Raw genomic sequence first — 12,653 nt, forward strand, 5'->3', positions numbered from 1 at the left:
AATTGGGGTTGGATTGGTTCGGACGGACGCAATCATCCGCTCCTCGCTTCGACCCGATCGCTACAAACCGGGATCGGCCTCCGCGGTCGGAACGGTGCCGTTGTCGGGGTGGGCACTGTGACCGATTCCGATCGTACGGAATCCGACGAAATCAACCCTGCGGAGGGAGTGAAAGGCGATTTTTCGACGAACACGAACCGAATGGAACCGATCGTTGACCGCGCACGCGAGATAATCCCTGGCGGTGCACAGACCGGGTTGCGGGCACAGGCGTACGACACGGGGGATGTCGCCTTCGAGTCGGCGTCGGGTGCCACGCTGACGACCGTCGCCGGTGAGCAGTACACCGACTACCACCTCGGATTCGGCCCGATCATCCTCGGCCACGCTCACGAGGATGTCGACGCGGCGGCCCGAGCGGCTATCGACGACGGCGTCTTGTACGGTGCGGGCACAACACCGCTGGAGGTCGAGGTTGCTGAACGCCTCGTCGACCTCGTACCCAGCGTCGAGATGGTGAACTTCTGCAACAGCGGCAGTGAAGCCACTTATCACGCGATCCGGCTCGCCCGAGCCGCCACCGGTAACGAGAAGGTGCTAAAATTCGAGGGCTGTTACCATGGCTGGCACGACTACGTCGACGTCAGCGTCTATCCACCCGCCGACCGCGTCGGCGAGCGTTATCCCGAGTCCGACGGTATGCTCCCGGCAGCCGTCGAGAACACGCTTGTCGCTCCGTTCAACGATCCCGACGCCGTCGAGGGGATCGTTCGCGACCACAGCGACGACCTCGCGGCGGTCATCCTCGAGCCCGTTCCCCACTCCGTCGGCTGTCTCCACCCGCGAACGGAGTTCCTCGAGACGCTGCGCGAGGTGACCGAAGTCCACGGCGTTCCGTTGATCTTCGACGAGGTCATCAGCGGCTTCCGTCACTCGCCACACGGCGTTCAGGGCGAGGTCAACGTTACCCCCGATCTCACTTGCGTCGCGAAGGCCTTGGGCAACGGGTATCCCGTGGCGGCCGTCGGTGGCCGATCAGATCTACTCGCCCAGGCGGGCGGTGACAACGAGTCCGGCGTTGTCATCAGCGGGACGTATTCGGGTAGTCTTCCGGGACTAGCCGCTGCACGCGAGACTATCGACACCATCGTCGCCGAGGACGTTCAGGCGTCCCTGACCGACCTCGGTGACCGCTATCGCGACGGGCTGGCCGACCTACTCGAGGACCACGGGGTCGACGGCCGGGTTGTCGGCCACCGGAGCATTTTCAGCGTTCAATTCGGCGTGCGTGGCGAACCCCGTACCTACGAGGACGTTCTCGGACTCGACGAGGAGCGCTTCCACGCGTTCGCGGCGGGCATGCGAGAGCGCGGCCACTTCTTCACGCCGAACCCGTACAAGCGCCACCACCTTTCGGCCGCTCACGACGAGGCCCACCTCGAGTCTTATCTCGAGGCTGCCGATACGGTACTCGCTGAACTCTGATTCGGCTTCTGAACCAGAGACGTGTCCCAGGGGACGGCACGCTCAACTGTCTTCTCGATCACGCTCCGTGTGAACCTCTTACTTCCAACTGTTGATGCCACCGCCGACCTCCCTCTCTTCGACTTCTTCCTGTACGACGTACCGGAACGCGAACATCTTTTACGTTCCTCCCGGAGACAGCGTACATGAACGCCATTACCGCAGCCGATTACTACGATTTGCGGCAGGTTTCGGAACCCCGACTCTCGCCGGACGACGAACGGGTGGCGTTCGTCCGCCGAACGCCGACGGACGACCGATCCCACGAAGCGACGATTTTCGTCGTCCCGGTCGGCGGCGACGAACCGACCCAGTTCACCATCAGCGAGGGCGTCGATAGCCAGCCCCGCTTTAGCCCCGACGGCGATCGCCTCGCGTTCGTCAGCACCCGCGGCGAGGCCGACGACCGACAGCAACTCTGGGTCGCCCCCACGACGGGCGGCGAGGCCCGCCAACTCACGTCCGTCGTCGGCGGCGTCACCGAACTCGAGTGGAGCCCCGACGGCTCGCGGCTGCTCTTCACCCAGCGCGTCACCGCCGACGACCGCGCGGAAGACCGCGACCTCGCGGTCGATCCCGACTACGAACCCGCGGAGCCGGACCCGCGCGTGATCGACCGCATGGTCTACCGCGCCGACACCGAGTACGCGGACGGCCGACGAAGCCACGCGTACGTTTTGGACGTCGAGACGGCGCTCGAACGCGACGCCGATCCTCGGGAGGCGGGGACCGGCGACGCCATCGAGCGCCTCATCGACGGCGACGAGGACCACATCAGCCCGACCTGGGGCGACGACGCCACGATCTACTACGCGGTCAAAACCGCCGCCGAGGGCGTCCACCCCGACGACTCGCTCCGCTACGACCTGTACGAGCACGACCTCGACACCGACGAGGCGACGGCCTTTGCGCAGACGACGGGCTGGGCAACTGAACTCGCGGCGACGGCGGACGGCCTGGTTGCGTTCGAGTTCACTCCGGCGGAACGGTCCTCGATGCGCCAGACGGAGGTCCGCGTCCACGATCGGGAGACGGGAACGGAGACGACGCCGACGGCGTCGCTCGATCGGACGATCGGTCACCGCTGTGACTTCGCGTGGGCACCGGACGGCGAGTCGCTGTATTTCACGACGCCGGAGACGGGATCGCGGGTGCTCTGGTCGGTCGCCGTCGGCGCGGGGATGGGAGCCGGTGCTGATGACGGGACGAGTGACGAGGTCGGCAGCGAGGAGCCGACGCGCGTCTACGGCGAGGGCGTTACGGTCGCGGATTTCTCGGTCGGCGAGAACGCGGTGGCCCTCGTCCAGAGTGAGTGGGATCATCCCGGCGACGTGTTCGTCACGACGCGAAGCGGCACCGAGACCCACCGGCTGACGCGCGTCAACGGCGATCTGCTCGCGGACCGGGCGGTGCGCCAGCCCGAAGAAGTCTGGTTCGAGGGCGGTGCCGTCGCCGATGGTGGTACTGGTGACGGTGCCGGTGCGGAGGGTGGTACGGATGACGGCGTCAAGGGCGGCGATGGCGGGGACGACGGCGACGGAGCGGAGACGCAAATTCAGGGCTGGCTCCTGACGCCGCCAGAGTTCGACGCCGACGCCGCGGGCGGGCCGGACGAGACGTATCCGCTCGTCGTCGAGATTCACGGCGGCCCGCACGCCCAGTGGACGACTGCGGGGACGATGTGGCACGAGTTCCAGACGCTCGCGGCGCAGGGCTACGTCGTCTTCTGGTGTAACCCGCGGGGCTCGACGGGGTACGGCGAGGCGCACGCGACGGCGATCGACCGCGACTGGGGCGACGTTACCCTCGCGGACGTGCTCTCGGGCGTCGAGACGGTCTGCGAGCGCGAGTTCGTCGACGAAGACGAGACCTTCGTCACCGGGGGGAGCTTCGGCGGGTTCATGACCGCGTGGACGGTCACCCGAACTGACCGCTTCCGGGCGGCGGTTTCCCAGCGCGGCGTCTACGACCTCACCGGTTTCTACGGCTCGACGGACGCGTTCAAACTGATCGAGGGCGATTTCGACGCGACGCCCTGGGACGAACCCGATTTCCTCTGGGAGAACTCGCCGGTAGCACACGTCGCCGAGGTCGAGACGCCGACGCTGGTGCTTCACTCCGATCGCGACTACCGCACGCCGGCCAACACCGCCGAACTGTTCTACCTCGGCCTGCAGAAACACGGCGTCGACACCCGGATGGTCCGCTACCCGCGCGAGGGACACGAACTCTCACGGTCCGGAGAGCCCGGTCACGTCGTGGATCGCCTCGAACGTCTCGTCCGCTGGTTCGACGGCTACGCCGACTCGCGCGAGGCCCGGCCGGCGCTCGAGCGCGAGCGCGGTGCAGGTCTGTCCGGCGGGCTAGCCGAGTCGGACGAGTCGGACGAGGAGTGACGGATGACGAGCGACGAACGATAAACGACGAGCGACGAGCGACGAGCGACGAACGGCGGATGTAGCCGCCCTCGCTGTCCGGCGATCGATCATCGATCCGCCCTCATCGCCGACCGCGCGTTCACAGGGGCTACTCCTACGGGTCAGGCACGCGTTCGATCGGGTATGGACAGAAACGTCGGCGGCGTCGATCGCTTCCTTCGCGGTACGCTCGGGCTCGCCCTTCTGCTCATCGGGTACCGAAATCGGGAGAAAACGGCCGGCACGCTCGCGTTCATCGCCGGGAGCGACCTCCTCGCGACGGCCGTCATCCAGCGGTGCCCGATAAACGCCCTTCTCGGGATCGATACCTGCGGGCGCAGCGAGTGACCTACCGCCCGTCCGTTCACTCGTCCCGGTTGAACTCGTCTCGGCTGTCCGGATCGTACTGCACCGCGTCGTCAGCGGCCGGCGGCGCACCGATCGCCATCACTTCGATCGCTTCGTCCGCGCGGGCCGGATTGTAGGCTCGGTGCGGGGACGCAGGCTGAGCCGTGAACGTCGCCCCCGTGGGAACCTTGAACTCGCCGTCGGGCGTTTCGACGTGGAGCGGTCCCGAGAGAACGACGAACGCCTCCTCCTGTTGCTCGTGATAGTGATACGCAAGCGGCAGCTGTTCGCCGGGCTCCGCCGAGAAGTGATTGATCGCCACGTTCTCCAATCCGGCCGTCTCGCTCACCCGCCGGCAGTCGCAGGGCCGATCCCCGACCGCGTCGAGTTCGTCCGGATCGACGACGCTGTAGGGCATGGCTGACCCGTTACCGGCGAGGCGCAAAAGTGTCGCGGTCCGCGCGCCGATCAGGTCGTTCGGAACGCCCGGTCGCCGGCGTCGCCCAGCCCCGGGATGATGAAGCCGTCGTCGTCGAGTCGGTCGTCGATCGAGACCGTCAACAGGTCGGTCTCGGGGAACTCGTCGTCGACCCGCAGGAGGCCCTCGGGCGCGGAGACCGCAGAGAGCACGATCAGGTTCTCCGGGTCGGACGAGTTCTCGACGACGTGATCGAGGACGGTGCACATCGTGGAGCCGGTGGCGAGCATCGGATCGGCGATGATGACCGTGTCGTCCTCGGTGATCTCGGGGAGTTTGACGTAGTCGACGGAGATCGGGAACGAACCGTCCTCCGCGCGCCCGGCCTCCTCGTTGCGACTGGCGCTGATGACGCCCTGTCGGGCGCGGGGGAACGCCTTCAGGAGTCCCTCGACGAACGGCGTCGCCGCGCGCAGAACGTTGATGATCACGACGTCGTCGAGGCCGCGGACCCGTTCGCCCATCGTGGTCTCGAGGGGCGTCTCGATCTCGACGTACTCGGTTTCCATGCGGCCGTCGATGATCTCGTAGCCGCAGATGCGGCCGAGTTTGACGAGGCCCTTGCGGAAACTGACCTGCTCGGTTTCGATGTCTCGAAGCTGCGAGAGCGTGTGTTTCGCGAGTGCGTGTGTCACGAGATACGCGTCATCCCGGTCTTCGATTGGCATACTCGTATGGCCACCCGCGGGGTAGTTCACAGTGTCGATCACCGGCGACGATGTCGCGTACACGCCCTTGCAAGGGGCTGACACGCAGCGGAGAAGTTTATGCCGGTCCATCTCCTACTACCCGCTCACTCGAATGGAAGAGAGCATTTCGGGATTCAAAGTTCGCGGCGACTGGGGCGACGTCGTCGAACACGGCGAACGCATTACCCGGGCGCTGCGCGACGAAGGTGTCCACGATCCCGCACACGACTACGGCGCACACTTCGCTCGCGCCTTCGAAGAGTGGGACGAGTGGCGACCCAAGGCACACGAGACGCTCGACGCCGACGTCAGCGAGAAGACTGCAGACCAGGCGAGCGTCGAGGAGGGAACGGGCGAACAAGCTGGCAAAGACCCCGACGAAGACATCAAAACTGCCGGAGAGAAACTCACCACCTCCTACGAGCAACTCGAGGAGGACGACCCCGAGGCCGCCGTCGACAACTGGAAGGAATCGATCGACTACGTCGCCCGCGCAGCCGACTCCGCCGGCCGCAAGGCCCTCCGCCGCGTCGAAGACACCGTCTACCAGAACGTGATGACCCAACTCGCACCGTACTACTTCGACAACGAACTCATCAGCGCCAACGTCCAGCAATCCGCCCGCAACGGCGACAACGGCGAACAGTTCGTCTTCGAGGTCAACGTCAACGACGACGGTCTGAAAGATGCCGTCTCCGACCGCCTCGCTGAACTCGACGACGAAGTCGACCGCTGGCACGTCGAAGTCGAAAAGGATACCGGCGCTGCCGAGGCGATCGAGGGGGCGGAGCCGCCGCCGGAGGCCGATGATCAGTCGAAGTTCACGACGAACTGAGCCTTTGTGTGTCTCGGCCACATCAGCTATCTACAGGCCGGCACACACTTGTAGGGTCCGCGAATAGAATCCCCTGTAGATGGTCGAACCCGCGACGGTCGCGACGTTTCTGGTAGCCGCCCTCGCCAGCCTCTTTATGGCCTGGGCGATCGGTGCCGGCTCGAGCGGCTCGACGCCGTTCGCTCCCGCCGTCGGTGCCAACGCGATTTCGGTGATGCGAGCCGGTTTCTTCGTCGGACTCCTCGGATTCATCGGCGCCGTCGTCCAGGGTGCAAACGTCTCCGAAGCGGTCGGCAGGGAACTCATCGGCGGCGTCATCCTCTCGCCGAGCGCCGCGACGATCGCCCTGACCATCGCCGCCGGACTGGTCGCCATCGGCGTCTTCGCCGGCTACCCCATCGCCACCGCCTTCACCGTCACCGGTGCCGTCGTCGGCGTCGGCCTGGCGATGGGCGGCGATCCCGCGTGGCCGAAATACGTCGAAATAGCCACGCTCTGGGTCCTCACGCCGTTCGTCGGCGGCGGTCTCGCCTACGGTATCGCCCGGCTCCTCCGGAGCGAACCCATCGCAGAACCCTCCCTGATCGTCGGCCTCGCCGCCTTCGTTGGCCTCCTCATAGCCAACATCGAGTTCGCCTTTCTCGACCCCGACAGCGCCGGCGGCGCGTCTATCGCACGGGCTGCAAGCGACTGGGCACCCGGTCCTGAACTCGTCGGTATGCTCGCCGTGACGGGACTCGTGGCGCTGCTGTGGGGTGGAATCGTCGCCGCCGATCTGCGCAGCAGCGTCGAACGCGGTGAACGACATTTCCTGCTCGTTCTCGGGGCGCTCGTCGCATTCTCGGCTGGCGGCAGTCAGGTCGGGCTGGCAATCGGGCCGCTGATTCCGCTCTCCGAAGATGTCGGTCTCCCGCTTCTCGCGTTGCTTCTGGGCGGCGGCGTCGGCCTCCTCATCGGATCGTGGACCGGTGCGCCGCGAATGATCAAGGCTATTTCACAGGACTACTCCTCGCTCGGTCCACGGCGGTCGATCGCCGCGCTTATTCCGTCGTTCATGATCGCACAGACGGCAGTATTGTTCGGCATTCCCGTCTCCTTCAACGAGATCATCGTCAGTGCGATCATCGGCAGCGGCTACGCTGCAAGTGGTAGCGGCGTCAGCGCCCGGAAGATGGGGTATACCGTCCTCGCGTGGGTGCTCTCGCTCGCCGGTTCGATTATCGTCTCCTTCGTCGGCTACACGGCTCTCTCGGCAGTGCTTCTGTAACTATTCTCTGGAACGCTTGCCAGTTGGTTGTGATCCATCAGTTCCCATGCACCAGCACGAGCAACGGGGCCATTCGCGAGTAGCCGTGTTCCCGGCAGGTGTCCGTCGTTACCCCCTTCTCGATCACGCGTCTGCCGTCACCATCCACTTCAGCATCTGTGGGAAGAGTACGAGTTCAAACGCAGCGAGCCCCAACACGAGCAACCGGGTCATCCCCTCCAGGTACGAAATCGCGACGAACGCACAAATCGAAGCGCTGCTTAGCCCATTCCGTAGCGATACACCGAATTTTCGAATATGTCACTCATACGATGGGTTCTTCAATTGAGCCGTATGTCTGTACCTGTTGTCGTCTGCGCGCAGTGTGACCAGCAACGACCGCTGTCGGATACTCATCACCCGCTCTAGAGTACCCATGCAACGATTCACACCGGCCGCATAGCTGTCGCAATCGGGTGTACTGTGACATGCAGCGGCGACGATCGCTGCACTCGCTTTGCCGTGCTGAATCGGGCTTTCCAGCCCGGGTGAGGAATATCGAACGGTCTTTACACGATCAACGACGAGTTCACCCATGGAGGATGCGAACGCGAACGCGGCGGCACCGTCCGGAGACGAGTCGGAGCCGATCCGGTGGCGGCGTGACGCATCGACCTCGCGGACGGTGTGGGCGCTGTGGTCGCTCGGCGTCGGGACGTTCTTCGCGGCGATTTCTATCGTCGCCTTCTGGCGGGTGTACGATCTGGCTCTGCAGCTCGGTCTCGGTGGAGTCGTCCTTGCGGCTGGGGCCGGGGTCATCGCAACGGTGCTCGCGTTTGCGCTGACCGAAAATACGGAACAGCGCCTGCAGCGGCTTACGTCGAGGCTTCCGGTCTCGTCACCGTCTGGGCGTGGCCTCGAGCGGGCGACGGATGCGGCTCTCGGAACGATTGCGATGATGGCGATCATCGTCTCGCTGATGGTCGCCGGACGCGTCGTCTCGCAGAACGGGCTGCTCGGCGGTATCGGTGCCGGTCCGTTTACCGGCCTGGCGGCGATAACGATCCCGCTTGCGCTTCTCGCGCTCGTTCTCGCGTCGTTTCTTCGCTCCGTGGGCGCTTTCGACCGCGAGGAGGGGGCGATCTATCTGTACGATCCCGAGCAGGCGGTCGATCTCGACGTGATCGAGGCCGTCTCGATTCGTCAGGTCGGTAGTGTGGCGGTGCTGACACTGACGTACATCGAGCGGGATGGCACGTACGTTGCTGGCCCGCGGCGGCTCGTCGTGCCGCCGGCGGTTGCTGTTGCAGTTCAGGATGTCGTCGAATCGAACCGATAACGGAGTCGATAGTGTACAGCCGCCCGCAATTAGTGTGGCAGCCCAGACCGCAATCGATTCTTAGCGCGCCCGCTCGTTTCCGTCAGTAGCGGGTGTGCCAGTTCCAGTGTCAGTGTCAGTGTCAGTGTCTGTGCGCTGAGTTCCGTTCTGTTCGTTCTCTCCGGTGCCGTCACCGGCGGATCCGGACCCGTTCTGGTCGCGTTCACCCGTCTCGGCTTCGGGCTGCGTCTCGGCATCGAGTTCAGCCTCGTCGACGTCGGCCTCGTACGTTTCGAGTTTTCGCAGTCGCGCCTTCATGATTCGGGTGTTCTCGACGGTTTCGACCGTGATTCGGACGCCATCGTAGGTGATCTCTTCGCCCTCTTCGACGAGTCGGCCGGCACGATTGAAGATGAAGCCGGCGATCGTTTCGAACTCCTCGCCTTCGGGAAGGTCGATGTCCAGTGATTCGTTGACGTCCTCGATGTTGACCTCCCCGCGGACCATCACGGTCCGGTCGTCGAGTTCTTCGATCGGCATGTCCTCGCCGCCCTCGAGGATTTCGCCGATGATCTCCTCGACCATGTCCTCCATCGTGACGAGGCCTTCTGTCGTCCCGAACTCGTCGATGACGATGGCCATGTGCATCCGGTTTTCGCGCATTTCGGTCAGGAGTTCGTCGACGTTTTTGGATTCGGGGACGTGCAGCGTCGGCTGGATGAGGTCGCCGAGTTCGAGTTCCTCGGTTTCGGTTTCGCCGTAGTTGAGATCTCGGACGAGGTTGCGGATGTGGACGACGCCTTGGACGTTATCGAGGCTACCCTCGTAGACGGGGACGCGGGCGTGGCCGCTCTGGATACAGGTTTCGATGGCCTCGTCGATGCTGGCGTCTTTCGGCACCGCCGTCATGTCGAGTCGCGGGGTCATCACCTCCTTGACGATGGTGTTGTTAAAGCGGAAGATCCGCTGGAGCATCTCGTGTTCTTCTTCCTCCAAGACGCCCTCGCGCTCGCCGGATTCGATCATTTCCTGGATCTCGTCGCGGGTGACGTAGGGCGACTCGATCGCACCGGTTGTCGAGCCCGTGAGTCGGTTGATCTGTCGCGTGAGATAGTCGAAAAGGACGATGAGCGGATAGAGGAAATACTCCGTCGCCTTGAGCGGCTTCGCGATGCGGATCGACCACGATTCGGTGTGCTCGACCGCGTAGGACTTTGGCACGCTCTCGCCGAACAGGAGGACGATCGCGGTCACGCCGAAGGTCGACAGCACGACCGGTGTCAACCCGGATTCGAAGTAGATCCCGAGCAGTGCGGTCGTGATCGAGGACATCGCAATATTGACGAGGTTGTTGCCGACCAGAATCGTCACGAGCAGCCGGTGCGGATCGGATTTCAGCTGCTCGACGAGTCTCGCGCCCTCGACATTGTCCTCGACCATTCCCTCGAGCCGGTGTCTGGGCAGGTTGAACATCGCGATCTCAGAGGACGAGAAAAACCCCGAGAAGGCGATCAGAACGACTATTGTGAGCACGCCGAGGACGGCGATCGTCGACTGCCCGACCTCGAGCCCCACCATCGGTACCGTGTAGAGAGGGGTACCGATGCCGGTCCCGACCGCGACACCCACCTCGGAAAGCGAAACCAACGCCATTGGTGTACAGCGTTATCACCGGATCGGTTAACCGTTTACCATTTGACCACGTTTCCCACCCCGTTTGTCCGCTGACGACACGTTTACCCGCTTGTTCCACGAACCAATCGCCATGAGTCACGCGACCGATTCGCCGATTACGTTCTACCGCCTGCACGGGTGTCCGTACTGTGAACGCGTTGCTCGACTCCTCGACGAGTTCGATCTCGACTACCACTCCCGGTTCGTCGAACCACTGCACTCGAAGCGCGATGTCGTCAAGCGCGTCGCCGGCGTTCGGTCGGTCCCGGTCGTCGTCGACGAGACGACCGGCGTGACGATGGCCGAGAGCGCGAACATCGTCGCCTACCTGGAGTCGACCTACGGCGACGGGGCGGACACCGGCGAATCGGCCGCAACCGCCGGAGGTGCTGACTGATGCCCGAGTTCGATGTCGTCGATCTCGGTCCCGCCAACCATCCCGAACCGGGCGATGACGCGCCCGAGTTCACCCGGCCGCTCGTCTCCGACGAGTTCTGGGCGGACCGGGCGCTCTCCGAACTCGTCGGAGACGATGGACAGACGATCCTCGTCTTCACGCCGATGATCGGCTCGTTCGCGGCCACGTACGTCTGGAACGAACTCTTCGAGCGCAACTGGGACGAGCGCGCCGACCGCGTCGTCGGCGTGACGGCCTCGACGCCGTACGCGATTTCGGACTTTCTCGCCGACAACGACCTGCCCTTTGACATCTTCGCGGACCCGGCGAACGATGTGGCGGCGGCCTACGGCATCGCTCACGACTTAGACGGAATGGAAGGCCTCAACGAACCGCGTCTCGCCGTCTTCGCCGTCGACGCCGACCTGACGGTCACCGACGCCTGGGTTGCCTCCGACTGGCCCGAGTTCCCCGACTACGACGACCTCGAAGCGCGGTTCGACCTCGCGTAGATACAGACCGTCCCACACCGCTTCACCACCGGAACGCGGTACCCTTTTTGCCGCGACGACGCCAGTATCCGATATCGACACATGTCCGACATCGATCGCGCCGCGGACGCCATCCGCGACGGCGAACTCGTCGTCTACCCCACCGAAACCGTCTACGGCCTCGGCGCGGACGCGCTGAACTCCGACGCCGTCGACCGCGTCTTCGACGCGAAGGGGCGGGACCACTCGAAACCGATCTCGCTCGCCGTTCCGTCGGTTCCGGCCGCACTCCAGTACGTCCGCGCGACCGAGCGCGAGCGCCGATTCATGGCAACCTTCCTCCCCGGCCCCGTGACGGTCCTCTGTCGAGCCCGCGAGCCGGTCCCCGAGGTGCTGACGGCGGGCCGCGACCGCGTCGGCGTTCGCGTTCCCGATCACCCGACCGCACTCGCGCTGTGCGAGCGCGCCGAGACGCCGATCACCGCGACCAGCGCGAACGTCAGCGGCCGCGGCAGCGTTCGTCGTCTCGATGAACTCGATCCCGAGTTCCGGGAGGCGACTGCAGCCACGCTCGACGGCGGCGAGACGCCCGGTACCGAGAGTTCAGTTGTTGATCCGACGAATGAGACGATCCACCGGCGCGGTACGCTGGCGGACGACATCGAAACCTGGTTCGAGACGCACTGAGGATCGCCGCGGCCGTACTTACGCCTTCCCGGTCCGAACGGCTGGCCGTTGGCGAGACTATCGAAACCTGCTTTTTTGGTACCGCCGTCCGATGGACGGCTATGAGATATCAATTTCGACCGGCTGACTCCGCTCAGCAGATCGTCGGCGGCTTTCTGCTTGCTGGGCCGTTCGTCGTTACTCAGGAAGTGTGGGATCTCGCCGAGAGCATGAACTGGATTCAGTCACTGCTGACCGTTATCGTCGTCTGTAGCATCGGGTACGGGGCGCTCTACCAGGCGGATACGAAGCGCGATCCGGACCGCGAGGCGACCGTCGTTGGTGTCCCGGTCCGGTTTCTCTCCCTGATGTGTGTAGCGTTCGGATCCGTTGCGATCCTCGCGCTCCTGTTCGATGCCCCGGACACGTTTCTCGACTCGACGGACTCGACGACTGAAGTGGTTGCGACGACGTTCAAAGCGGTGAGCGTCGGGGCGATCTTCAGCGTCGTCGGCGCGGCGACGGCGGACACGCTGTTTTAAGCCACCGTTCTGTCACTATAGCTATTCT

General features: G+C 64.5%; 13 protein-coding genes. 10 read left to right on the plus strand and 3 right to left on the minus strand.

Annotation, left to right across the window (positions count from 1 at the left end; genetic code table 11):
• The first annotated feature begins 117 nt into the window (after nt 1–117).
• The 3 genes from C480_RS09515 to C480_RS09525 all read left to right on the plus strand — a co-directional run bounded on the left by C480_RS09515 (nt 118) and on the right by C480_RS09525 (nt 4,289).
• Entirely contained in the window at nt 118–1,485 is a 1,368-nt protein-coding gene (locus C480_RS09515) for an aspartate aminotransferase family protein (RefSeq protein ID WP_049903520.1), read from the plus strand.
• Nucleotides 1,486–1,670: 185 nt separating this feature from the next.
• A complete protein-coding gene (locus tag C480_RS09520; protein ID WP_006665401.1) occupies nt 1,671–3,920 on the plus strand; it encodes a S9 family peptidase in 2,250 nt (749 codons plus the stop codon).
• Between the two features lie 165 nt (nt 3,921–4,085).
• Entirely contained in the window at nt 4,086–4,289 is a 204-nt protein-coding gene (locus tag C480_RS09525; protein WP_006665402.1) for a YgaP family membrane protein, read from the plus strand.
• Between the two features lie 16 nt (nt 4,290–4,305).
• Here the strand turns inward: C480_RS09525 and C480_RS09530 are convergent, their stop codons facing one another.
• Both C480_RS09530 and upp read right to left on the minus strand, forming a co-directional pair.
• Complete coding sequence (locus C480_RS09530) at nt 4,306–4,707, minus strand: cupin domain-containing protein (protein WP_006665403.1); 402 nt, start codon at nt 4,705–4,707, stop codon at nt 4,306–4,308.
• Nucleotides 4,708–4,757: 50 nt separating this feature from the next.
• Nucleotides 4,758–5,435 (minus strand): uracil phosphoribosyltransferase, encoded by a 678-nt coding sequence (gene upp / locus C480_RS09535; protein ID WP_006665404.1) that lies wholly within the window; start codon nt 5,433–5,435, stop codon nt 4,758–4,760.
• 133 nt (nt 5,436–5,568) lie between these two features.
• On the opposite strand from upp, the gene C480_RS09540 reads away from it, so the two are divergent.
• The 3 genes from C480_RS09540 to C480_RS09550 all read left to right on the plus strand — a co-directional run bounded on the left by C480_RS09540 (nt 5,569) and on the right by C480_RS09550 (nt 8,876).
• A complete protein-coding gene (locus C480_RS09540; protein WP_006665405.1) occupies nt 5,569–6,291 on the plus strand; it encodes a DUF5828 family protein in 723 nt (240 codons plus the stop codon).
• Nucleotides 6,292–6,370: 79 nt separating this feature from the next.
• Nucleotides 6,371–7,558: an inorganic phosphate transporter gene (locus C480_RS09545; RefSeq protein WP_006665406.1), complete on the plus strand. Its 1,188-nt coding sequence runs from the start codon at nt 6,371–6,373 to the stop codon at nt 7,556–7,558.
• A 574-nt stretch (nt 7,559–8,132) separates the two neighbouring features.
• Entirely contained in the window at nt 8,133–8,876 is a 744-nt protein-coding gene (locus C480_RS09550; RefSeq protein ID WP_006665407.1) for a hypothetical protein, read from the plus strand.
• A 60-nt stretch (nt 8,877–8,936) separates the two neighbouring features.
• Here C480_RS09550 and C480_RS09555 read toward each other — a convergent pair whose 3' ends face one another.
• Complete coding sequence (locus C480_RS09555; RefSeq protein WP_006665408.1) at nt 8,937–10,508, minus strand: hemolysin family protein; 1,572 nt, start codon at nt 10,506–10,508, stop codon at nt 8,937–8,939.
• A gap of 112 nt (nt 10,509–10,620) precedes the next feature.
• On the opposite strand from C480_RS09555, the gene C480_RS09560 reads away from it, so the two are divergent.
• The 4 genes from C480_RS09560 (at nt 10,621) to C480_RS09575 (ending at nt 12,625) form a co-directional block, all read left to right on the plus strand.
• Entirely contained in the window at nt 10,621–10,926 is a 306-nt protein-coding gene (locus tag C480_RS09560) for a glutathione S-transferase N-terminal domain-containing protein (protein ID WP_006665409.1), read from the plus strand.
• On the plus strand, nt 10,926–11,438 hold the full coding sequence (locus tag C480_RS09565; RefSeq protein ID WP_006665410.1) for a redoxin domain-containing protein: 513 nt from the start codon (nt 10,926–10,928) through the stop codon (nt 11,436–11,438). The genes C480_RS09560 and C480_RS09565 overlap by 1 nt, the downstream gene beginning before the upstream one ends.
• A gap of 81 nt (nt 11,439–11,519) precedes the next feature.
• On the plus strand, nt 11,520–12,104 hold the full coding sequence (locus C480_RS09570; protein WP_006665411.1) for an L-threonylcarbamoyladenylate synthase: 585 nt from the start codon (nt 11,520–11,522) through the stop codon (nt 12,102–12,104).
• Between the two features lie 101 nt (nt 12,105–12,205).
• Nucleotides 12,206–12,625 (plus strand): hypothetical protein, encoded by a 420-nt coding sequence (locus C480_RS09575; protein WP_006665412.1) that lies wholly within the window; start codon nt 12,206–12,208, stop codon nt 12,623–12,625.
• Nucleotides 12,626–12,653: the final 28 nt, after the last annotated feature.

The sequence above is a fragment of the Natrialba aegyptia DSM 13077 genome (genome assembly GCF_000337535.1).
GTDB lineage: Archaea > Halobacteriota > Halobacteria > Halobacteriales > Natrialbaceae > Natrialba > Natrialba aegyptia.

Coding starts and splice junctions, on each gene's coding strand:
- C480_RS09555 (WP_006665408.1), bottom strand. CDS start 10,508: ATGGCGTTGGTTTCGCTTTCCGAGGTGGGTGTCGCGGTCGGGACCGGC.
- C480_RS09530 (WP_006665403.1), bottom strand. CDS start 4,707: ATGCCCTACAGCGTCGTCGATCCGGACGAACTCGACGCGGTCGGGGAT.
- C480_RS09540 (WP_006665405.1), top strand. CDS start 5,569: ATGGAAGAGAGCATTTCGGGATTCAAAGTTCGCGGCGACTGGGGCGAC.
- upp (WP_006665404.1), bottom strand. CDS start 5,435: ATGCCAATCGAAGACCGGGATGACGCGTATCTCGTGACACACGCACTC.
- C480_RS09525 (WP_006665402.1), top strand. CDS start 4,086: ATGGACAGAAACGTCGGCGGCGTCGATCGCTTCCTTCGCGGTACGCTC.
- C480_RS09575 (WP_006665412.1), top strand. CDS start 12,206: ATGAGATATCAATTTCGACCGGCTGACTCCGCTCAGCAGATCGTCGGC.
- C480_RS09545 (WP_006665406.1), top strand. CDS start 6,371: ATGGTCGAACCCGCGACGGTCGCGACGTTTCTGGTAGCCGCCCTCGCC.
- C480_RS09520 (WP_006665401.1), top strand. CDS start 1,671: ATGAACGCCATTACCGCAGCCGATTACTACGATTTGCGGCAGGTTTCG.
- C480_RS09570 (WP_006665411.1), top strand. CDS start 11,520: ATGTCCGACATCGATCGCGCCGCGGACGCCATCCGCGACGGCGAACTC.
- C480_RS09550 (WP_006665407.1), top strand. CDS start 8,133: ATGGAGGATGCGAACGCGAACGCGGCGGCACCGTCCGGAGACGAGTCG.
- C480_RS09565 (WP_006665410.1), top strand. CDS start 10,926: ATGCCCGAGTTCGATGTCGTCGATCTCGGTCCCGCCAACCATCCCGAA.
- C480_RS09560 (WP_006665409.1), top strand. CDS start 10,621: ATGAGTCACGCGACCGATTCGCCGATTACGTTCTACCGCCTGCACGGG.